At 69.8% G+C, this 21,393-nt stretch carries 22 protein-coding genes; 5 read left to right on the top strand and 17 right to left on the bottom strand.

The window, feature by feature from the left end; all coding sequences use genetic code 11:
• Nucleotides 1-14: 14 nt before the first annotated feature.
• The 8 genes from HF323_RS09470 to rpsB form a co-directional block, all read right to left on the bottom strand.
• Nucleotides 15-299 carry a hypothetical protein gene (locus HF323_RS09470; RefSeq protein WP_169582348.1) on the bottom strand — a complete coding sequence of 95 codons (285 nt, stop codon included), beginning with the start codon at nt 297-299 and terminating at the stop codon, nt 15-17.
• A 4-nt stretch (nt 300-303) separates the two neighbouring features.
• Nucleotides 304-912, bottom strand: coding sequence for a lytic transglycosylase domain-containing protein (locus HF323_RS09465; RefSeq protein ID WP_317451043.1), 609 nt, complete (start codon nt 910-912; stop codon nt 304-306).
• A gap of 187 nt (nt 913-1,099) precedes the next feature.
• Nucleotides 1,100-1,666 (bottom strand): DivIVA domain-containing protein, encoded by a 567-nt coding sequence (locus HF323_RS09460; protein ID WP_169582346.1) that lies wholly within the window; start codon nt 1,664-1,666, stop codon nt 1,100-1,102.
• Nucleotides 1,663-2,811 (bottom strand): phosphatidate cytidylyltransferase, encoded by a 1,149-nt coding sequence (locus HF323_RS09455; protein ID WP_169582345.1) that lies wholly within the window; start codon nt 2,809-2,811, stop codon nt 1,663-1,665. The genes HF323_RS09460 and HF323_RS09455 overlap by 4 nt, the downstream gene beginning before the upstream one ends.
• A gap of 5 nt (nt 2,812-2,816) precedes the next feature.
• Nucleotides 2,817-3,371 carry a ribosome recycling factor gene (gene frr, locus HF323_RS09450; RefSeq protein WP_169582344.1) on the bottom strand — a complete coding sequence of 185 codons (555 nt, stop codon included), beginning with the start codon at nt 3,369-3,371 and terminating at the stop codon, nt 2,817-2,819.
• A gap of 50 nt (nt 3,372-3,421) precedes the next feature.
• Nucleotides 3,422-4,141, bottom strand: coding sequence for a UMP kinase (pyrH, locus tag HF323_RS09445; RefSeq protein ID WP_169582343.1), 720 nt, complete (start codon nt 4,139-4,141; stop codon nt 3,422-3,424).
• A gap of 82 nt (nt 4,142-4,223) precedes the next feature.
• Nucleotides 4,224-5,051, bottom strand: coding sequence for a translation elongation factor Ts (gene tsf / locus HF323_RS09440; RefSeq protein WP_169582342.1), 828 nt, complete (start codon nt 5,049-5,051; stop codon nt 4,224-4,226).
• 110 nt (nt 5,052-5,161) lie between these two features.
• Entirely contained in the window at nt 5,162-6,073 is a 912-nt protein-coding gene (rpsB, locus tag HF323_RS09435; RefSeq protein WP_169582341.1) for a 30S ribosomal protein S2, read from the bottom strand.
• 308 nt (nt 6,074-6,381) lie between these two features.
• Between rpsB and HF323_RS09430 the strand changes: the two genes are divergently transcribed.
• On the top strand, nt 6,382-6,915 hold the full coding sequence (locus HF323_RS09430) for a M23 family metallopeptidase (protein WP_169582340.1): 534 nt from the start codon (nt 6,382-6,384) through the stop codon (nt 6,913-6,915).
• Nucleotides 6,916-6,927: 12 nt separating this feature from the next.
• Here the strand turns inward: HF323_RS09430 and HF323_RS09425 are convergent, their stop codons facing one another.
• The gene (locus HF323_RS09425; protein WP_169582339.1) at nt 6,928-7,842 is read right to left on the bottom strand and encodes a tyrosine recombinase XerC; all 915 of its coding nucleotides are present in this window, start codon (nt 7,840-7,842) and stop codon (nt 6,928-6,930) included.
• Nucleotides 7,843-7,992: 150 nt separating this feature from the next.
• On the opposite strand from HF323_RS09425, the gene HF323_RS09420 reads away from it, so the two are divergent.
• Genes HF323_RS09420 through dprA form a run of 3 tightly spaced genes read left to right on the top strand, consistent with a single transcriptional unit; the run spans nt 7,993 to nt 11,077 of the window.
• Nucleotides 7,993-8,361: a YraN family protein gene (locus HF323_RS09420; protein ID WP_169582338.1), complete on the top strand. Its 369-nt coding sequence runs from the start codon at nt 7,993-7,995 to the stop codon at nt 8,359-8,361.
• Entirely contained in the window at nt 8,358-9,887 is a 1,530-nt protein-coding gene (locus HF323_RS09415; protein ID WP_169582337.1) for a YifB family Mg chelatase-like AAA ATPase, read from the top strand. Before HF323_RS09420 ends, HF323_RS09415 begins: the two co-directional genes overlap by 4 nt.
• A complete protein-coding gene (gene dprA / locus HF323_RS09410; RefSeq protein WP_169582336.1) occupies nt 9,884-11,077 on the top strand; it encodes a DNA-processing protein DprA in 1,194 nt (397 codons plus the stop codon). The genes HF323_RS09415 and dprA overlap by 4 nt, the downstream gene beginning before the upstream one ends.
• Nucleotides 11,078-11,083: 6 nt before the next feature.
• On the opposite strand, the gene HF323_RS09405 is transcribed toward dprA, so the two are convergent.
• From HF323_RS09405 to HF323_RS09385, 5 genes are all read right to left on the bottom strand, one after another.
• Nucleotides 11,084-11,407, bottom strand: coding sequence for a DUF2469 family protein (locus HF323_RS09405; RefSeq protein WP_056120641.1), 324 nt, complete (start codon nt 11,405-11,407; stop codon nt 11,084-11,086).
• 66 nt (nt 11,408-11,473) lie between these two features.
• Nucleotides 11,474-12,133: a ribonuclease HII gene (locus tag HF323_RS09400; protein WP_169582335.1), complete on the bottom strand. Its 660-nt coding sequence runs from the start codon at nt 12,131-12,133 to the stop codon at nt 11,474-11,476.
• Nucleotides 12,130-12,915: a signal peptidase I gene (lepB, locus tag HF323_RS09395; protein ID WP_169582334.1), complete on the bottom strand. Its 786-nt coding sequence runs from the start codon at nt 12,913-12,915 to the stop codon at nt 12,130-12,132. Before lepB ends, HF323_RS09400 begins: the two co-directional genes overlap by 4 nt.
• A gap of 171 nt (nt 12,916-13,086) precedes the next feature.
• Nucleotides 13,087-13,434: a 50S ribosomal protein L19 gene (rplS, locus tag HF323_RS09390; protein WP_169582333.1), complete on the bottom strand. Its 348-nt coding sequence runs from the start codon at nt 13,432-13,434 to the stop codon at nt 13,087-13,089.
• 169 nt (nt 13,435-13,603) lie between these two features.
• A complete protein-coding gene (locus HF323_RS09385) occupies nt 13,604-14,095 on the bottom strand; it encodes an MFS transporter permease (protein WP_169582332.1) in 492 nt (163 codons plus the stop codon).
• Nucleotides 14,096-14,213: 118 nt separating this feature from the next.
• On the opposite strand from HF323_RS09385, the gene map reads away from it, so the two are divergent.
• Nucleotides 14,214-14,996: a type I methionyl aminopeptidase gene (gene map / locus HF323_RS09380; RefSeq protein ID WP_169582331.1), complete on the top strand. Its 783-nt coding sequence runs from the start codon at nt 14,214-14,216 to the stop codon at nt 14,994-14,996.
• 1 nt (nt 14,997) lies between these two features.
• On the opposite strand, the gene treZ is transcribed toward map, so the two are convergent.
• The 3 genes from treZ to glgX are packed head-to-tail and all read right to left on the bottom strand — an operon-like array spanning nt 14,998 to nt 21,279.
• The gene (gene treZ / locus HF323_RS09375; RefSeq protein WP_169582330.1) at nt 14,998-16,722 is read right to left on the bottom strand and encodes a malto-oligosyltrehalose trehalohydrolase; all 1,725 of its coding nucleotides are present in this window, start codon (nt 16,720-16,722) and stop codon (nt 14,998-15,000) included.
• Nucleotides 16,719-19,055 (bottom strand): malto-oligosyltrehalose synthase, encoded by a 2,337-nt coding sequence (gene treY / locus HF323_RS09370; protein ID WP_169582329.1) that lies wholly within the window; start codon nt 19,053-19,055, stop codon nt 16,719-16,721. The genes treZ and treY overlap by 4 nt, the downstream gene beginning before the upstream one ends.
• Nucleotides 19,056-19,065: 10 nt before the next feature.
• A complete protein-coding gene (glgX, locus tag HF323_RS09365; protein WP_169582328.1) occupies nt 19,066-21,279 on the bottom strand; it encodes a glycogen debranching protein GlgX in 2,214 nt (737 codons plus the stop codon).
• Nucleotides 21,280-21,393 lie beyond the last annotated feature (114 nt).

The following is a 21,393-nucleotide window of genomic DNA, read 5'->3' as shown; positions in this document are numbered from 1 at the left end:
TCTGCGAGGGGCCGTCAGGCCGTCTTCCAACAGTGCTGGTGCCAGTGTCGGCGTGCCGCGAGGTCGGCGGCGTCGCCGAGTACGCCATCGGCGCGCCAGATCACGAGATGCGCCGCCCCCACCCGGATGACGCGACCGCACCCCGGGCACACGTACTCCTTCAGCGCCTGTGCCGCCGTCACCGGCTGCACGGTCCATGAGACGCCCCGCCGCATCTCCGTCCGCTTCCAGCCCGCCAGCAGGCGTTCGAACGAGTCGTCGCCGGCCGACTCGGGTCGACGGCGGTTCGATCGCGGCATGGTGTCAGTACCAGCCGACGCTCTGCGAGTGGTTCCACGCTCCGCACGGGGTGCCGTAGCGGCCCGAGATGTAGCCGAGACCCCAGGCGATCTGCGTCGCGGGATTCGTCTCCCAGTCGGCGCCCGCACTGCCCATCTTGCTGCCGGGGAGGGCCTGCGGGATGCCGTACGCCCCACTCGAGGCGTTGTAGGCGTTCACGCGCCAGCCGGACTCCTTGTTCCACAGGGCGACAAGACACGCGAACTCGTCGTCGCCCCAGCCTCGTGCGAGCACCATGTCGTAGGCGATGGCCTGGGCCGTCCCGGGATCGGGTGTGACGAACGGCGGCGCCCAGCCCGACCCCGATGACTCTGCGGCCTCGGGCTCGGGTTCCGGCGTCGGTGTGGGCTTCGGCTTGACGTAGACGGAGTAGCCGCCACGATCGAGTGCACGCGCGTCGTCATCGCTGGCGACGGCGTCGACGGACATCGTCTGCACGTCGCCGAGCGAGCTCGCGTAGAGCGAGATGGGCGGGGACTCTTCGGCGTTCGCCTCGGTGAGGGCCATTCCCGTGGGACCGACATACGCGGCGACGAAGCCGATCGCGGCGAAAGCGGCGAAGACGCCGAGCACGCCTCGGCGACGGGACCAATGCGGCGCGGGCGCCGGGCGGGGCGCTGTGCGGACGGGTGAAACCGCGAGGGTGGAGACACCGTTTCGGCGAGGACGCCTGGTCGGGATCAGCTCGTTTCCGGAAGTCACAGTTCCCCGAGTCTACCGATGGCTCGCCCGCCGTGCCATCCGCGGCCCCCGGATCGCGTCACGAGACGGCCAGCATCACCTCGACGACCGCATCCAGCAGGGCATCCACCTGCGCCTCGCGGTATCCACCCCGCTGCATGCGGAATGCCACCGAGCGCACCTGCTCGACCGAGATGGGGTCGTCCTTCTCCAGGTAGCGTGCGATCTTGTCCGCCACGAGATCGACCTCGTCGACCCGATAGCCGTAGCGGAGCGCGGAGACCCGATCGAAGCGATGCCCGCGTGGTCGCGACAGACGGTCCAGGACGACCTGGGCGGTCTCCCGAGTTCGGCCGACCCACGCGCGGGGACCGCCAGTCGCCGAGAGCGCTGCCTCGCGCTCGCGCGCGGCGAAGGCGTCCTCGATGCGTCCGAGGGCCGCGTCCACCGACGCGATCGCGTAGCCGTGGCGAACGAGCGGGAACGCCGCCCGGCGCACGTCGGCTGCCGACAGTGACTCGCTGCCGACCTCGAAGGCGATGCGGGCCTTCGAGAGGAAGTCGTCGACGGCCTGCTTGTCGTAGCCCTTCTCGCGGCCGCGTGTCTCCGGGAACGACGTCGGAGGTGAGCTCGATGCGGTCGTCATGAGGCCACCAGCGGGGTGAAGAGGTAGAAGAGGGCGAGCGCGCCGACGGTCGACGGGAGGATCGAGTCGAGTCGGTCGAGGACTCCCCCATGGCCGGGAAGCCACGAGCTCATGTCCTTGATGCCCATGTCGCGCTTGATCATCGACTCGCCCAGGTCGCCCGCGGTGGCGGTGCCGACGATCACGATGCCGATGATGAGGCCGACCCACCAGTCCAGACCGAGCAGGAAGATGGCGAGGAGAGCGCCCGCCAGGAGCGACGCCGCCACCGAGCCGGCGAATCCTTCCCACGTCTTCTTCGGACTGATCTTGGGCGCCATCGGATGACGGCCGAAGCTGAGCCCCGCGGCATAGGCTCCGGTGTCGGCGGCGACCACGATCGCGATGAAGCTCAGCACCCACCATTCCCCGCCGTCCTGCGCCAGCAGCACCACGCACAGACTTCCGAGGAAGGGGACGTACAGCTGCACGAACCCCGCGACCAGGACGTCCCCGAGCACGTTTCCGTAGGTGCGCCCGTCGCGCGCGGCCATCTGGACGAGGAGGCGCCAGACCACGACGACCGCCACGGCGACGAAGACGACGACCCAGTGCAGCCACAGATCGAAGAAGTAACCCGACAGCACGACCACGGCACCGGCGATGAGCTGCGGCACGATGTCGACGCGCCGACCCGCCACCCGGAGCGCACGGGCGAACTCGAAGATCCCCAGCAGGACGGCAGCCAGGGCGAACACGAGGAACAGCTGCTTCACGAAGATCAGCGAGCCCAGCAGGGCCGCGCCGGCGGCGACGCCGATCAGTATCGCCAGGATGAGGTCACGCCCCGTTCGCTGCTTGATCCGCTCGTTCGCCTCCTCGAATTCCGCGCGGGCGTGGGCCACCTGGCTCTCGAACTCCGAACGCGCGGCTCGGATGTGGGTCTGCAGGGCGGGAGCACCGCCGGCCGGACTCGCCGGGAGCGGCGGGACCGGGGGCACGACCAGCGCCGGTGCGGCCTGCTGATCGGACGCCGGCTGCACCGGGGGAACGATGGCGGCTACCCCGTCCGGCTCGGATCGCCGGCGCGCCTCTGCCGCCTCACGCCGGGTCAGCGGCGTGTCGGGAACGGCGTCGCCGTCCCCGCCTGACTCAGCCTCGGCCATGGGCCTCAAACCTCGAGGAGTTCCGCCTCTTTGCGCTTGAGCGCTTCGTCGATGGCATCGACGTGCGCGCGCGTGAGGGCGTCGAGCTCCTTCTCGGCACGGTTCAGCTCATCTTCGCCGAACTCGCTCTTGAGCCCGTCGAGATCGTCCTTCGACTTTCGCCGGATGCCGCGAAGGTGCACCTTGTGGTCCTCGCCCTTGGAGCGGACGAGCTTGACGTACTCCTTGCGTCGCTCCTCGGTCAGTTCCGGCATCGTGACACGCACGATGTTGCCGTCGTTCGTGGGGTTCACGCCGAGGTTCGGGATGTCTCGGATCGCCTGCTCGATCGCCCGCAGTGCCGACTTGTCGTAGGGCGTGATGATGAGTGAGCGCGCCTCGGGGCTGTTGATCGACGCCAGCTGGGCGAGCGGAGTCGGGGTGCCGTAGTAGTCGACGAGCACCTTCTGGAAGAGCTGGGGATTCGCCCGTCCGGTGCGCACCGTCGCGAAGTCATCCTTCGCCGCCTCGACGGCGCGGTCCATGCGTGCTCCGGCATCGGCCAAGACGTCCGCGATCACTGTGTCTCCTTCACTGGGGTGTGCTTGATCAGTCTACTCAGCGGGGCGATTCACGCCGTGACCAGCGTGCCGATCGACTCGCCGAGCAGGGCACGTGTCACGTTGCCCGCGGGCTCCATGCCGAACACGCGCATGTCCATCTTGTTGTCCATGCAGAGGCTGAACGCCGTCGAATCGACGACCTTGAGCCCGCGCTGCAGCGCGTCGAGATACGTGATGCGGTCGATCTTCGTCGCCGAGGCATCCTTCTTCGGGTCAGCGGTGTACACGCCGTCGACCCCGTTCTTGGCGACCAGCACCTCTTGCGCGTCGATCTCGAGAGCGCGCTGCGCGGCGACGGTGTCGGTCGAGAAGTAGGGAAGACCCGCGCCCGCGCCGAAGATGACGACGCGCCCCTTCTCCATGTGGCGTTCCGCACGGCGCGGAATGTAGGGCTCGGCGACCTGGGTCATCGAGATGGCCGACTGCACGCGCGTCGCGGCGCCCGCCTGCTCGAGGAAGTCCTGGAGCGCGAGCGCGTTCATGACGGTGCCGAGCATGCCCATATAGTCGGCGCGGCCCCGGTCCATGCCGCGCTGGCTGAGCTCGGCGCCCCGGAAGAAGTTGCCGCCGCCGACGACGACGGCGATCTCGACGCGATCGACGGCCGCGGCGATCTCACGGGCCATCTGGCTCACGACGTCGGGATTGACCCCGAGCTGTCCACCTCCGAACGCCTCGCCCGACAGCTTCAGGAGGACGCGACGGCGCCCGGTGTTCTCATTGATCACGACGATCCTCTCGTTGACGACAAACTACCGTTGGGCATGAGAAAAGGCCCGCACCGGAATCGATGCGGGCCTTCTCGATGTGTTACGCGCCGACCTTGAAGCGGGCGAAGCCCGTCAGGGTCAGTCCCGCGTCCTTGGCGACCTGGGCGACGGACAGCTTGTTGTCCTTGGCGTAGTCCTGGTCGAGCAGCGAGACCTGCTTGAAGAACGCGTTGACGCGACCCTCGACGATCTTGGGAAGAGCAGCCTCGGGCTTGCCTTCGTTGCGCGAGATCTCGGTGACGATCTCGCGCTCCTTCTCGACCTCGGCCTCGGGGACCTCGTCGCGGGAGAGGTAGGACGGGTTCGCGAACGAGATGTGCTGCGCGAGGCTGCGCGCCGTCTCGGCGTCGTCGCCCGTGTAGGCCAGCACCACGCCGACCTGCGGGGGCAGGTCCTTGCTGGTCTTGTGCAGGTAGATCTCGAACTTGTCGCCCGAGAGCGTGCGGACCCGGCGCAGCTCGACCTTCTCGCCGATGATCGCGGCTTCGTCCGAGATGAGCTCGGCGACGGTCTGGCTGCCGGCGGGCGCCGCGAGGGCGGCCTCGGCAGACTCGGCGCCGGCGGCGGCCGCGGCGTCGAGCACCTTGTCGGCCAGCGCGATGAAGCGCTCGTTCTTCGCCACGAAGTCGGTCTCGGTGTTGAGCTCGAGGATGGTGACCTTGTCGCCCTCCTGCTTGGCGGCGACGAGACCCTCGCTGGTGGAGCGGTCGGCGCGCTTGGCGTTGCCCTTCGCGCCCTTGAGGCGGAGGATCTCGACAGCCTTCTCGAGGTCGCCGTCGGCCTCCTCGAGAGCCTTCTTGGTGTCGACCATGCCCGTGCCGAGCTGCTCGCGCAGCGCCTTGATGTCGGCGATCGTGAAGTTTGCCATGGGTGGCGGCTCCTTGATTGTGGTGAGTTCTGAGGATGCCTCGGCGGGACCGCCGTGACCGTGCGGGTCAGGGCGATCCCGCCGAGGCGGAGTTCATGCGGGTCGGCCGATTACTTGTCGGCGGCCTCGGCGTCCTCGGCGGGAACCTCGGCAGCCTCGGGGGCGTCCTCTGCGGGGGCTTCTTCGGCGGCGGCCTGGGCGTCAGCAGCCTCGGGAGCCTCGGCCGACTCGGCGGGGGCCTCGGCGGCAGCGTCGGCGGCGGCGCCCTGCTCGAGCAGCTCGCGCTCCCAGTCGGCGAGGGGCTCGGCGTCGGCCGACTCGTCGGTCGGCTGGTGGCGCTGGATGAGGCCCTCGGCGGCGGCGTCGGCGATGATGCGCGTGAGCAGGCTCACCGAGCGGATCGCGTCGTCGTTGCCGGGGATCGGGTACTGGAACTCGTCCGGGTCGGCGTTCGTGTCGAGGATCCCGATCACCGGGATGCCGAGCTTGGTGGCCTCGTCGACGGCGAGGTGCTCACGCTTGGCGTCGATGACCCAGATGGCCGACGGCGTCTTCTGCAGGTTGCGGATGCCGCCGAGCGACTTGTGGAGCTTGTCCAGCTCGCGCTTCTTGATCAGCAGCTCCTTCTTGGTGAAGCCGCTCGCAGCCGGGTCGTCGAAGTTGAGCTCCTCGAGCTCCTTCATGCGCGCGAGGCGCTTCGACACGGTCTGGAAGTTGGTGAGGAGGCCACCGAGCCAGCGCTGGTTCACGTAGGGCTGGCCGACCCGGGTCGCCTGCTCGGCGACGATCTCCTGGGCCTGCTTCTTCGTGCCGACGAAGAGGATCGTGCCACCGTGGGCGACGGTCTCCTTGACGAACTCGTACGCCTTGTCGATGTAGGTCAGCGACTGCTGCAGGTCGATGATGTGGATGCCGCTGCGCTCCGTGAGGATGAAGCGCTTGACCTTCGGGTTCCACCGGCGGGTCTGGTGCCCGAAGTGGACGCCGCTGTCGAGCAGCTGGCGAATCGTGACGACGGCCATAGCCGTTCTCCTGTTCTGGCGCTTTCGCGCCGCTTGCGGTTGTGTTCTCGCCGACTGATGGCCGGCGGGCCTGGTGCCCGGCGCACACCCGCTCGCAGAGGACTGCAAGACCGGTGGGAGTGGATGCCGCACCACGGGACCCGGTGGATCGTCGCGGTGCTCTGGGCACGCGGAGTCACCCCGACATGCGGAGTGCGAGGTCCAGTGTATCAGGACGCCGTTCCTCCCCCGCTGCCCCGTCGGTGCGCCGTTCCACCGCGGCGCGCCGGCGTGACGTCGGCGCTCACGCCGCGAGGCAGGCTCGCAAGATGCGCAAACCACCTGCTCACTCACGGAGCCTCGCCGCGCTTCTCGTCGGCGCCGCGCTGGTCGCCGCACTGGGCGGTGGGGCGGAACCGGATGCCTCGGCGGCGACGCCGCCGATCGGCGAGGAGGACCCAGCATGGGTCTGGCCGCTCGCCGCCTTCCGGGTGGAGCGCCCGTTCGAGGCGCCCGCGCACCGCTACGGTGCCGGACACCGCGGGATCGACCTCAGGGCCGATCCGGCGGAGCCGATCCGCTCACCGGCACCGGGGACGGTGGCCTTCTCCGGCACGGTCGCTCGGCGGGGAATCCTCACCATCGACCACGGTGACGGCCTCGTCACCACGCTGGAGCCCGTCGAGTCGGAGCTCGAACCGGGAGCCCCCGTCGATCGCGGGCAGGTTGTCGCGCGCGTGGCCGTCGGCGGTCATGCGGCGCCGGGCGCGCTGCACGTCGGGGTGCGGCGGCACGGAGAGTACATCAACCCGCTCCTGCTCCTGGGAGAGGTGCCGCGCGCGGTCCTGTTGCCCTGCTGCTGAGTCGTGGCGTGCTCAGGCCCGCGGGTGCGCGTTGCGATAGGTGGCCGCCAATCGCTCGCTCGAGACGTGCGTGTAGATCTGCGTGGTGCCGAGGCTCGCGTGGCCGAGGAGCTCCTGGACCGCACGCAGATCGGCGCCGCCGTCGAGGAGGTGCGTCGCCGCGGAGTGGCGGAGGGCGTGCGGGCCGACGGATCCGCCGAGGACCGGGCCGAACACTCCCGTGACGAGGTCGTAGACGGCCCGCGTGCCCAGGCGCCCGCCGCGGCTTCCGAGGAACAGCGCGTTGCCGTCGCGGTTCGCCCCGTCCGCCCTTCGGGCGGCGAGAGCGGGGCGGCCACGCACGAGATAGGCGTCGACCGCGCGGGCCGCCGCACCGCCGAACGGAACGACGCGCTCTTTCGAGCCCTTGCCGACAACGCGCGCGGTGCGCCGATCGCGATCGAGATCGCCGACATCCAACCCGCACAGCTCCGACACCCGGATGCCCGACCCGTAGAGAAGCTCGAGCGCCGCGTGATCTCGCAGTGCCACCGGATCGCCGCTCTCCGCCGCCGCAGCCCCCCGATCGTCGAGCACCGCGGAAACGGCATCCGTCGTCGCGACTTTCGGCAGGGTACGCCCGCGCTTGGGTGCGACGAGGCGCAGCGCCGGGTCTTCGGGGACGAGCCCGTGCTCCGACGCCCAGAGGAAGAAGCCCTTCGCCGTGGAGGTGCGCCGGGCGATCGTGGAGCGCGCGTCGCCGCGCTGTGTGGCCCGCCAGAGCCACTCGCGGAGCGTCTCGAGGTCGACATCCCGCACCTCGACGTCACCGGTCGCGGCGCACAGGTCGGTGAGATCTGCGCGATACGCGCGGACCGTCGCGGGAGACAGCCGGCGCACCTCGGCCAGGGTGCGCGCGTACTCCTCCGCGGCGTCGTGCAGTCTCACTCCCCCAGCTTCGCTCCTCGGGCGGCCAGGTCGTTCCCGACGCTCCGTTCTCACTGCGCCCGCTCCTCCCCAGGCCTCCTGCGAAGAACTGAGTGAACGGATGCCTCAGCATCCTGATTCCGGCACCGGCGGGCGGGAGAGCATCGCAGCATGGCGATGAAGGACGAGCTCGGCCGAGCGGGCGAAGACCGCGCCGCAGGGTATTTCGCGAGCAGCGGGTACGAGATCCTGGCCCGCAACTGGCGGTGTCGGGCGGGAGAGATCGACCTCGTCGTGGCCGATGCGGCGCACGTGGTCGTCGTCGAGGTCAAGACCCGCCGCGCCGAGGGGTTCGGGCACCCGTTCGAGGCGATCGACGGCCGCAAGCGTGCGCGCCTGTGGCGCCTGGCGGCCGCCTGGGCGGCGGGGAACCGGGATTCTGTGCAGGGCCGGCGCCTGCGCATCGACGCCGTCGCGCTGACCGGCGCCGATCCCCGCACCGCCCGACTGGAGCACATCGTTGACGTGGAGGTGCCGTGAGCGTCGCGCGCACGTGGGCCGTCGCACTCGTGGGTGCACAGGGAGAGCTGGTCGAGGTCGAGGCCGACCTGTCCAATCAGACGCCCGAATTCAAGATCATCGGGCTCCCCGACAAGTCGCTCGGCGAAGCGGTCCAGCGGGTGCACAACGCGTGCGCGAACAGCGGTGTCCCGCTTCCCCGGCGCCGGCTGACCGTCAACCTCTCGCCCGCGAGCCTGCCGAAGCAGGGCTCGGGATTCGATCTCGCGATCGCGATCGCGTGCCTGGCGACGGAGAGGGCGATGGATGCCTCATCCCTCGCTGGCACCGTCCACCTCGGCGAACTCGGGCTCGACGGCCGGCTCCGGCCGATCCCCGGCATCCTTCCCGCCGTCGTCGCCGCCGCGCGGGCCGGTCATCGCCGCGTGATCGTCCCGGTCGCCAACCGGGCCGAAGCGGAACTGGTCGATGGCATCGAAGTGCTCGGCGCGATCAACCTGGCCGAAGTGGTCTCCGCGCACGGCGCGGATGTCGTGGTCCCCGCCGACCCTCCGGTCGAGCTGCCCGAGGAGTGCGCACCCGCCCCATCGGCGCCCGCGGACCTTGCCGACGTCATCGGCCAGGGTGAGGCGATCGAGGCACTCGTCGTGGCGGCTGCCGGCGGACACCACCTGCTGATGTGCGGTCCTCCCGGGGCGGGGAAGACGATGCTCGCGCAGCGGCTTCCCGGCATCCTGCCCGAACTCGATGATCGTGCAGCGCTCGCGAGCGCATCGATCCGGAGCCTGTCGGGCTCGCGCGTGGTGGAGCTGTCCCGCGTTCCCCCGTTCGAAGCTCCCCACCACAGCGTCAGCGTCGCAGCGCTCGTCGGCGGAGGATCCAGAATCGTGCGCCCCGGCGCCATCGCACGGGCGAGCGAGGGAGTGCTGTTCCTCGACGAGGCCGGCGAGTTCGCCGCGAGCGCGCTCGACGCGCTGCGCCAGCCGCTCGAGAGCGGAGCCATCACAATCCACCGGTCCGGCGCCAGCGCCGAGTTCCCCGCGCGATTCCAGCTGATCCTCGCGACGAACCCCTGCCCGTGCGGCGACTACGGCATTCGCGGCGGCACGTGCACGTGCCCGCCCGCCGCGATCCGCCGGTATCTCCGGCGTCTCTCGGGTCCGCTGCTGGACCGCATGGACATCGAACTCACCCTCGCGCGGGTGTCCGTGGCCCAGCGCGGAGTCGGCGGAGCGAGTACCACCACCGCCGAGGCGCGCGCTCGCGTCGCGGAAGCGCGAGACCGAACCGCGCGGCGCCTGGCGGGAACACCGTGGCGCCTCAACGCGCAGGTCCCGGGAACGTGGCTCCGAGAAGGGCCCTGCGCGCCGTCGCCGACGGTTCGACGGCCTCTCGACGCGGCGTTGCACCGAGGATCCCTCACGCTCCGGGGCTACGACCGCGTGCTGCGGGTGGCGTGGTCTCTGGCCGACCTGGACGGACGAGAGCAGCTCGACGTCGAGCGGATCGGCCGCGCTCTGTACCTCAAGAAGGGAATCGCCCTATGACCCGTTTCGCGCTCGACGCCGTTGCCGCACGGAGTGCGCTCGGCAGAATCGTCCGCCCCGACGAAGCCGACGACGCTCTCCTCGACCGCTATGCCACCGTCGTGTGGAGTCACCTCGTCGAGCCGGGCGACTCCGCTGCCGGCCGGCTGGTCGAAACGCTCGGCTCGGTCCGCGCCCTCGAGGTCGTCCTGGCAGGCGGAGCGCGTGCAGACCCGCTGACGCCGAAGGAGTTCGACGACGGGCGTCGGCGATGGCTGCCCCGTTTGCAGGCAGAGCAGATCGCGCTCTCGCTCCGGGCGGCGGAGAAGGGCCGGATCGGGCTCGTCACCCCGGCCGACGACGAGTGGCCGCGACAGCTGCACGACCTCGGACCGCATGCACCTCACTGCCTCTGGGTGCGTGGCGACGTCGGTGCGCTCACCCGGCTGCGTCCCTCTATCGCGATCGTCGGGGCTCGCGCGGCCACGTCATACGGAGATCACGTCGCGATCGAGCTCGCCGCCGATCTCGCGGGGAGCGGTGTCCCTGTGGTGTCGGGCGGTGCGTTCGGGATCGACGGCGCCGCCCACCGTGCGGCGCTGCACGCCGGTGGCCTCACGGTGGCTCTCCTGGCAGGCGGCGTGGATCGCGCCTATCCGGCCGGTCATGCAAGCCTTGTCGACCGCATCGCCCTGAGCGGCGCCGTGGTGAGTGAAGTGCCGTGCGGCGCTGCGCCGACCAAGTGGAGATTTCTGCAACGGAACCGGCTGATCGCCGCGCTCACGGACGCGACGATCGTCGTGGAAGCCGGCTGGCGCAGCGGCTCCCTCAACACCGCCGGTCATGCCTGCGCACTGGCGCGCGGGCTCGGGGCGGTGCCCGGTCCGATCACGTCCGCGGCCTCAGCGGGAACCCATCGCCTGCTGCGCGAGTACGGCGCCTCCTGCATCACCGGCGCCGACGACGTGCGCGAACTCCTCGGCATCGCCGGCAGCACACGGGGCGGCCGCGACGATGGACGTCCACCCACCGACGACACCACGCGCGTGCGCGACGCGCTCAGCCCGAGAACCGCTCGCAGCGCCGCCGATGTCGCCGCCCGGGCGGGCATGTCTCCCGCGGAGACCGAGGCGATCCTGGGCCTCCTGCACCTCGAGGGCGCCGCCGTACGCACGCCCGGTGGATGGCGCGCGGCATCCGGCGCCGAGTGACCCGGGTCAGGTGTCGAGCGAGAGCTCCTCGGGAAGGTGGAAGTCCCGGCGCTGCAGCTCCTCGACGTTGACATCCTTGAACGTCAGCACGCGGACCGCCTTGACGAAGCGGTCGGCGCGATAGATGTCCCACACCCATACGTCCGACATCGAGATCTCGAAGTAGAAGTCGTGCTCGGTGTCGCGGCGCACGACATTGACCTCGTTCGCGAGATAGAAGCGCCGCTCGGTCTCGATCACGTACTGGAACTGAGAGACGACGTCGCGGTACTCGCGGTACAGCGCGAGCTCCAGCTCACGGTCGTAGTCTTCGAAGACTTCGTCATCCATGGTGAGACCATCCTATGGGCCGGGCGCGAGCGCGCGACCACACGTCCGCCGACGGCGGACAGCACCTCAGAACAGCGTCGGAGCCTCGGCGATCGACCACGACGCCCGGTGGTGAGCACTGATCCCGTGCTCGCGGATCGCGTCACGATGGTCCGGGCTCGCGTAGCCCTTGTTGCGCGCCCAGTTGTAGGCGGGGAGGTCGTCGTGCAGCTCGGTCATGAGCGCGTCGCGCGCGACTTTCGCGATCACGGATGCCGCGGCCGCCGACGCGCAGTCGCGGTCGGCCTTGATCACCGGCCGCACGAGCAGACCGGTCGCGCCAGCCGCGCTGATGTAGTCGTAGTTGCCGTCGAGGATCACGATCGCATCCTCCGGCACGACTCCGTGTGCCCGCAGATCCGCCAGCGCTCGGATCGACGCCAGTCCCAGCGCGCGCATGATCCCGATCTCGTCGATCTCGGCCGAGCTGGCCCACCCCACCGCGCTCGCCGACACCCACGAGGCCGCCCGCGCGGCGACATCGGCGCGCTTGGGCTCGGGCACCAGCTTGGAGTCGCGCAGCCCCTGAGGAATCCGCTTCCGAGCACGCGGGGCGTCGATCACCGCGGCGCCCACCGCGACCGGTCCCGCCAGCGCGCCGCGCCCGACCTCGTCGCACGCGATCACGATCGCGTGCTCCCGCAGAAGCCGCCGCTCCAAGGTGAGGCGCGGCTCGGCGACGGTCATGGCGCCGACTCCTCCTGCTCCGGCGACGGCTCGGGGACGCCCGCGAAGTCGTCGTGATGGAAGTCGAGAGTGCCGAAGCGGTCGAGAGGCCAGGTCACCAGGAACGCGCGCCCGACGACGTTGTCGACGGGGACGAATCCGTCGCCCGGCTGATCCTGGTTGTAGCGCGAGTCCTTCGAGCGATAGCGGTTGTCGCCGAGCACCCAGAGGCTGTCTTCGGGCACGGTGACGTCGAAGGCGTCGCCCGACGCTGCGGACTCGCCGGACGGGAGCTTGATGTAGTCCGTCTCGTCGATCGGCACGCCGTTGACGGTCACCTGTCCGATCGTGTTGCAGCACACGACATGGTCGCCGGGCAGGCCGATGATGCGCTTGACGAGATGGTCGTCGCTGTCGGGGGCTGAGAGCCCGACGAGGGCCAGCACCCAATCGACGGCTTCGACGAACGGGGGCCGCGCCGGGTCGGTGCTGGGCGGGAGCCACCCACCCGGGTCCTGGAACACCACGATGTCGCCCCGCGCATAGTCCCCGAACCGCGGGGTGATCTCGTCGACCAGGATCCGGTCGTTCACGTGCAGCGTCTCCTCCATCGACCCGGAGGGGATGTAGAAGGAGCGCACCAGGAACGTCTTGACGAGGAACGAGACCAGCACCGCGATGAGGATGATGACGACGACGTCCCGCAGGAACGTCAGCCAGCCACGACGACGCCGGTGGATCGTGGCCTCGCCGCCCTCGGGCGACGGCGACGACTCAGCAGGGGCCGTCTTCTCGGTCGTCATTTGCGGGTTCCTTCACCGGCACACCGAACGTCGGATGGCCTCCCGTCAAGCGTCCCACATTCCGGCGCGGCCGACATGCCGCCGCCGTCGGTTTCCCGGGACGTTTCCAGCGTCGCGAACGACGAAGCCCCGGACCGTCGGGTCCGGGGCTTCGATTCGCGCAGCGCTGACTCAGTTGTCGCGCTTCTCCTTGATCTTGGCCTTCTTGCCACGGAGGTTGCGCAGGTAGTAGAGCTTGGCGCGACGCACGTCACCGCGGGTGACGACCTCGATGTGGTCGATCACCGGGGAGTGCACCGGGAAGGTGCGCTCGACGCCGACCTGGAAGCTGATCTTGCGGACCGTGAAGGTCTCGCGCACGCCGTCTCCGGAGCGGCCGATGACGACGCCCTGGAAGACCTGGATGCGGGAGCGGTTGCCTTCGGTGATGTTCACGTGAACCTTGACGGTGTCACCGGGACCGAAGGCGGGGATGTCGGAGCGCAGCGATGCCGCGTCGACGGAGTCGAGGATCTGCATGATCGTTTCTCTCTGCGGCCGCCACAGGTCGACCGCGGGAAGTATTCGGAAGGGAAGTCGTGTGCCCGAGGCCGCCGGATGAATCCGTGCGACGGGTTCCCCTGAGGCAGAACCTGGTCAGGGCACAAGCACCCATTCTGCCACGGATGCCTCGACCGGCCAAAACGCCTCAGGACGGGGTCCGGCGCTGCTTCTCCTCGATGACGATCACGTCCTGGACTTCCGCCTCCGAACGCTCACCGGCTGCAGGGATGTAGGCGACGCCGTCGACGGTGTGCAGCACCACGCGCGACGGTTTGGCCTCGCTCCACAGCTGCCACAGTTCCATCCAGAACAGTCCGATCCCCACGATGATCGCGGTGATCATGACGGGCGTCCACCATGCCTGCGCGTAGAACCCGAGCGAGATCACGAGAAGGTGCCAGACCGTGAAGCCCAGCACGTCCCACCATGACACCGCCCGGTGAGCCCGGACCGTTCCGCGTGCCCTCACGAGGAGGGTGAGGAGGAGCTGCCAGAGGAACAGGCCGGGGATGGCGAACAGCATCCAGATGAACGCCCAGCCGTTGGCGCCCGAGGCGATCCATCCCACGAAGAGCCACAGCGGCAACACGAACGCCGCCGGGATCATCCAGGCGAAGAATCCACGTCGAAGCCACATGCCTTGAATGGTACGCCCGGGAGGCGCTCGTGAGGCAGGCCCCTGCCCCGCCACGGAGCATCCTCACAGCCGCGCGCGTTCGCATCCGACAGAATGGATTCCGGACGAGAGGAACACGATGATCGAGCTGCGCACCCCCGCCGAGATCGAGGCGATGAAGCCCGCCGGGCGATTCGTCGCCGAGACGCTGGCGACGCTGCGCGACGAGACCAAGGTGGGCACGAACCTGCTCGCGATCGATCGCCGCGCCCACGACCTCATCCGGAAGGCCGGTGCGCAGTCGTGCTACATCGACTATCACCCTTCGTTCGGAGCGAGCCCCTTCGGCAAGGTCATCTGCACCTCCATCAACGACGCGGTGCTGCACGGACTCCCCTTCGACTACGCGCTCCGAGACGGCGACCTGGTGTCGCTGGATTTCGCTGTCTCCATCGACGGGTGGGTGGCGGACTCCGCCGTGTCTTTCGTCGTCGGCACCGCGCGAGACGAGGACCTCGCCCTCATCGACACCACGCAGCGCGCGCTCGACGCGGCGATCGCGGCCGCCACCGTCGGCAACCGCATCGGCGACATCTCCGCGGCCATCGCCGCCGTCGCCCATGCCGACGGCTACTCGATCAACACCGACTTCGGCGGTCACGGCGTCGGCCGCGAGATGCACGGGGACCCGCACGTGGCCAACGACGGCAAGCCCGGCCGCGGTTACCCCCTCCGCGACGGCCTGGTGCTGGCGCTCGAGCCCTGGTTCCTTCAGACCACCGACCGGCTCGTGACCGACCCGGACGGCTGGACGCTCCGCTCGGTCGATGGGTCGCGCGGCGCGCACTCCGAGCACACCGTCGCGATCACGGCGGACGGCCCCGTCGTGCTGACGGACCGTTCCTGGCTCGGCGTCGACTGACTCAGTCGCCCGTCACCGCGACCGCCCCGGACCGCGGCGGAAGCATCAGCCACCCGTCGGAGGCCTCGGCGCGAGAGTCCGTCGCCCAGGCGAGCGCGGCACCGGGGACCGGCAGCCGCACCGCTTCCGTCGAGAAGTTCACGAGGACTTCGACCCCCGGACGCACCAGTCGGAACCACCGGGCATCCTCGTCGGCCGTCGCGCTCAGATGGCGGAAGTCGGGGTCGGTGAGTCCCGGAATCCTCCGGCGGAGCGCGATGAGCTCGCGGTACATGGCGAGCAGGCGCGCGTGGGGGGCGGCATCCCGTTCCCGCCACGTCAGCTTCGACCGGTGGAACGTCTCCGGATCCTGTGGGTCGGGCACGACGGACTCGTCCCAGCCCATCCGCGCGAACTCCGCCTTCCGCCCTCGCGCCGTCGCCTCGCCGAGCTCCGGCTCGGGATGCGAAGTGAAGAACTGCCACGGCGTGGAGGCACCCCACTCCTCCCCCATGAACAGCATCGGCGTGTATGGCGTCAGCACCGTGAGCACCGCGGCGATCGCGAGACCGCCCTCGTCGAGGGTCTGGGAGAGACGGTCCCCCGCCGCGCGGTTGCCGATCTGATCGTGGTCCTGTGAGAACGTGATCAGGCGCCACATCGGGACGCGCTGATCGATCCGGTGACCGTGCTCGCGCCCCCGGAAGGACGAGAACGTGCCGTCGTGGAAGAACCCGCGCGTCGACGCCTTGACGAGGGCCGCCAGCGGGGCGAAGTCGGCGTAGTAGCCGCTCGTCTCACCGGTCAGGGCCACATGGAGCGCGTGGTGATAGTCGTCGCTCCACTGCGCACCGAGGCCGTACCCGCCCGCCTCGCGCGCAGTGATGAGGCGGGCGTCGTTGAGGTCGCTCTCGGCGATGAGGGTCAGCGGCCGGGCGAGGTGCGCGCTGAGGGCGTCGACGGCCTCGGCGAGCTCTTGCAGGATGTGGTTCGAAGACCGGTCCCTGAGGGCGTGCACCGCATCGAGCCGGAGCCCGTCGACATGGAAGTCTCGCAGCCACATCAGTGCGTTCTCGACGATGTAGCGCCGCACCTCGGGCTGGTCGAGGTCCACCGACGACCCCCACGTGGTGGACTCCGCCTCGCGCAGGTAGGGGCCGAACTCGGGCAGGTAGTTCCCGCTCGGCCCGAGGTGGTTGTAGACGACGTCCTGGATCACTCCCAGCCCGGCCGCGTGGCAGGCGTCGACGAACCGCTGGTAGGCGGCGGGGCCGCCGTACGCCTCGTGCACCGCGTACCACAGCACACCGTCGTAGCCCCAGTTGTGCACCCCGTTGAACGCGTTGACGGGGAGGAGCTCGACGAAGTCGATGCCGAGGTCGACGAGATGGCCGAGACGGGCCGCCGCGGCATCCAGCGTCCCCTCCGGTGTGAAGGTGCCGATGTGGAGCTCGTAGACCACGCCGCCGGCGAGCTGGCGTCCGTGCCAGGCGGTGTCCTTCCACTCGTGCGTCCCGAGATCGACCACCGCGCTGAGATCGTGCACCCCACGAGGCTGGCGGCGGGAGCGCGGGTCGGGGCGGACGTCGCCGCCGTCGAGGACGAAGCCGTACTCGTCGCCGTCTTCCAGCTCGACCTCGGCGTGCCACCAGCCCCCGTCGCCGGACCGCATGTCGACGTCGGCGCCGAGCTCCGGCGCGCGCAGGGCGACCCGCTTCGCGCGAGGAGCCCAGACAACCGGCTTCATGACTCCTCCGCGACGAGGAGTGCGACCGGGTACACGTCGAGCACCTCGGCGAGCGGCAGCGCTCCGCCGGTGAACGAGCGCCCGGTGAACACGTCCCGGGTCGGACCGGAGTGCCGCAGCAGCACGGTGTCCTCCCACGGGTGCCCGGTGGCCGCGCCGCGCCGCGCGAGCGCGACGGGAAGTCTCGTCGCCACCACGAGCGCGCCTCCGCGATCCACCGCGATGGCATGCGTCGCGGCGGGCCCGACCACCGTGGCAGGCGTGTATCGGGTGAACAGGTCGGGACGCTCTCGGCGCATGCGGAGCGTCCGCGACGTGACGAGCAGCTTGGCCGCGCCCGAGCGGTCGATCGGAGGCTGATCGCCGTCGGCGATCGCCTGGAGCAGGCCGCGGCGCTCGTCGAAGTCGACCGTGCGGCGGTTGTCGGGATCGACGAGGCTCTGCTCCCACAGTTCGCTGCCCTGATAGACATCGGGCACGCCCGGGCCGGCGAGCTGGAGGAGCTTCGCCGAGAGCGCATTGGCCCAGCCCGCGCCCTCGATCTCCGAGACGAACGACTCGATCCGGGCAGCCAGGTCGGCATCGTCGAATGCGGCGTCGACGAGATCGTGCATGCGCGCTTCGAACTGCGCGTCGGGGTCCAGCCAGGACGTGACCTCGCCCGCCTCGCGCGCGGCTTTCTCGGCGTAGGCGTGCAGGCGTTCGCGAGAGGCCGGCCACGATCCGACGATCGCCTGCCACAGCAGCGCGTCGAACGGTCCATGGCCGGTGGTGGCGGCATCCCGGAACCCGGTCACGACCTCACCCCATCGATCGGGGATCTCGGCGAGCACGGAGAGGCGCGCGCGCACGTCCTCGCCGCGCTTGGTGTCATGCGTGGACAGCGTCGTCATCGTGTGCGGCCAGGCCGCATGACGCCGCGCCTGAGAGGCGTGGAACTCAGCGACGGTGAGGGCGAACTCCGACGGGTCCGCCCCGACCTCGGTGAGCGTGCCGAGCCGCGTGGCCCGGTAGAACGCGGTGTCCTCGACCCCTTTGGCCATAATCATGCCGCTCGTCTGCTGGAAGCGCAGGCTTGCCGGATGCCCCGGCTGGGCGAGCGGCGGGAGAATCCGGCCGATCGTTCCGACGAGTTCGGGTCGGTGCTCCCGCGCCGCTCGCGCGGCGGCGAGAAGGTGGTCGGCACCGGCGGGAAGGTACGAGCGGTAGACCGGGAACCGCGCGAGCAGCTCGGCGAGAGCGTCTTCGACATCGGGAGCGTCGCCGGCACCGAGATCGCGGGCGAGCCTTCGCACCTCCGATCGAAGGATGCCGTCGGCGACGGCGCGCTTCGTCGTGGCGATGAGCTCGTTCCACGGCACGGCGGCGGGCAGTCCGCTCTCTTCGCGCAGGCGCGCATCGAGGTCGTCCAGCGCCTTCTCCCCCGCTGGGTCGACGAGCACCCGGTCGATCTCGGCGAGGGCGTCGTACCCGGTCGTGCCGTCGGCGGCGAAGAACTGCGGGAGAGTCTCGCCGTGCTCGAGGATCTTCTCCACGAGCACGTAGGCGCCGCCGGTGACGGCGCTCAGGCGGTCCAGGTACTCCACCGGCGCGCGGAGGCCGTCCGGATGATCGACGCGCAGCCCGTCGACGAGCCCGTCCGCGAACCAGCTTCCGATCTCGGCGTGAGTGCGCGCGAACACGTCGGGATCCTCGACGCGGAGCGCGGCCAGGCTGGATACCCCGAAGAATCGCCGGTAGTTGAGATCCGTGGCCTCGCGTCGCCACGGCATGAGCTCATAGTACTGCCGCGCGTGGACGGCGAGGACGTCGCCCCTGTTCTCAGTTCCCGGCGCCAGCGGGAAGCGATGGTCGTAGTAGCGAAGCTCGTCGCCCTCGATGCGCAGGGAGCCGGATGCCGCGGCATCCGTCACCTCCTCGCCCAGCACGGGCAGGCGCACGCGGCCGTCGCCGAACTCCCAGTCGATGTCGAACGCGCCGGCGTGCACGGACTCCCGGCCATGCTGCAGGACGTCCCACCACCACGGGTTCTCGAACGGACGCGCGACACCGACGTGGTTCGGCACGATGTCGACGAGCACGCCGAGTCCCGCAGCGTGGAACGCGCGGCTCGCCCGCTCGAGTCCCGCCCGTCCCCCGCGCTGCGGGTCCACCGCCGTCGGATCGACGACGTCGTAGCCGTGGTCGGAGCCCTCCGACGCCGTGAGGATCGGCGAGAGGTACACCCAGTCCACCCCGAGCTCGACGAGGTAGCCGGCGAGCGCGGCGGCGTCGTCCAGCGTGAAGGACGGACGGATCTGCAGGCGATACGTCGAGAAGGGTCGGGCGGGCATGGCGCTCACCTCAGCGGCTCTGCTCCGCACGCGGCGCGGCACCGGGAACCTCGTCGGCGCCGGCGACGGCCGTCACGGCCAGCGACGCGGCGACCGTGTGGCCGATCTCGGGCTCGGGCAGCTCATGCTCCCGCAGCACCATGAGCGAGCGTCCGAGCACGGCGAGCGACGAACCCGGCTCCACCGGCTCGGTGTTCGCATGCTCGCCGGCGGTATCGACGATCACGTCCCACTTCGGGCTGAACTCGTCCTCGGGGATCCGGAACTCCACGACGTCCTCTCCCGCGTTGAAGAGCACGATGAAGTGGTGGTCGGAGATGGCCTCGCCTCGCCGATCGCGCTCGCGGATCCCGTCGCCGTTCAGGAAGACGGCGACAGCGCGACCGAAGCCGGAGTCCCAGTCCTCGGGCTGCATCTGGGTGCCGTCGGGCCGCGCCCACACGATATCGGGGATCGGAGCGCCCTCTTCGCGACGGACCGGGCGACCGTTGAAGAAGCGGCGGCGCCGGAAGGTGGGATGCTCGCGGCGCAGGCGCGCGAGAGCCGCAGTGAACTCGACGAGCGGCTGGTCCGGCGCCGACCAGTCCACCCAGGTGATCTCGTTGTCCTGCGCGTATCCGTTGTTGTTGCCGCCCTGGGTCCGTCCGAGCTCATCGCCGTGAAGCAGCATGGGGACGCCTTGCGACAGCATGAGCGTGGCGATGAAGTTGCGCTGCTGACGGGCGCGGAGCGCGAGGATCTCCGGGTCGTCCGTCGGCCCCTCGACGCCGCCGTTCCAGGACCGGTTGTCGTCCGCCCCGTCCCGGCCGTCCTCGCCGTTGGCCTCATTGTGCTTGTCGTTGTACGACACGAGATCGCGCAGCGTGAAGCCGTCGTGGGCGGTCACGAAGTTGATGGATGCCACGGGCCGTCGTCCGGAGTGCTCGTAGAGGTCGGCCGAACCGGTGAGCCGTGAGGCGAACTCGCCGAGCGTGGCGGGCTCTCCGCGCCAGAAGTCGCGGACGGTGTCGCGGTACTTCCCGTTCCACTCCGTCCACTGGGGCGGGAAGTTCCCGACCTGGTACCCGCCAGGCCCGACGTCCCACGGCTCGGCGATGAGCTTGACCTGCGACACGACCGGGTCCTGTTGCACGAGCTCGAAGAAGGTCGCCAGCTTGTCGACCTCGTAGAACTCGCGGGCCAGGGTCGATGCGAGGTCGAACCGGAAGCCGTCGACGTGCATGTCGAGCACCCAGTAGCGCAGCGAGTCCATGATGAGCTGCAGGGTGTGGGGGTTGCCGACGTTGAGGCTGTTCCCCGTCCCCGTGTAATCGGTGTAGTAGCGCTTGTCGTCCTCCTCGAGCCGGTAATACGCCTCGTTGTCGATGCCGCGCATCGAGAGCGTCGGGCCGAGGTGGTTGCCCTCGGCGGTGTGGTTGTAGACCACGTCGAGAATGACCTCGATCCCCGCCGCGTGGAGCGCCTTGACCATGCCCTTGAACTCCTGAACCTGTTGCCCTCGCTGGCCGCTCGAGGCATAGGTGTTCTGGGGCGCGAAGAAGGCGATCGTGTTGTATCCCCAGTAGTTGGAGAGGCCCTTCTCCTCCAGCACGGAGTCGTTCACGAACTGGTGGACGGGCATGAGCTCGATGGCGGTCACGCCGAGCTTCTGCAGGTGCTCGATGATCGCGGGATGGGCGATCGCGCTGTACGTGCCTCGGATCTCCTCGGGCACCGCCGGGTGCAGCTGCGTGAGCCCCCGGACGTGGGCCTCGTAGATGAAGCTCTCCGAGTACGGCGTCTTCGGCTGGCGGTCACCGCTCCAGTCGAAGTAGGGGTTCACCACCACGCCCATCATCTGGTGGGCGGCGGAGTCCTCGTCGTTGCGTGAATCCGGATCCCCGAAGTCGTAGCCGAAGACCGGCTGTCCCCATTGCACCTGACCCTCGACGGCCTTCGCGTACGGATCGAGGACGAGCTTGTTCGCATTGAAGCGCTTGCCTGAGGCCGGGTCGTGCTCGCCGTGCACCCGGAAGCCGTAGCGCTGGCCGGGCTGGACCGCCGGCAGGTAGCCGTGGTGCACGAACGCGTCGACGTCGACGAGCGTCACGCGAGTCTCGGCGCCGTCGTCGTCGAACAGACACAGCTCGACGCGCTCTGCGCCGTCGCTGAAGAGCGCGAAGTTCGTGCCGCTGCCGTCGAACGTCGCGCCCAGCGGATACGGGGAACCGGGCCAGAGCTGCATGAGACCTCCACCTCATCGAGGACTTCACGATAGCGGCGGAGACGAACCGTGCGCCGGGGCTGGCCATCGCAGACCTCGTGAGGTAGGCGGCGGAACCGCGGGAATCTCACTTCC

It is taken from the genome of Microbacterium sp. MF43, assembly GCF_012847295.1.
GTDB lineage: Bacteria > Actinomycetota > Actinomycetes > Actinomycetales > Microbacteriaceae > Microbacterium.
The sequence above is the reverse complement of the archived record's forward strand: the minus strand, read 5'-3'. Positions and strand labels throughout refer to the sequence as shown.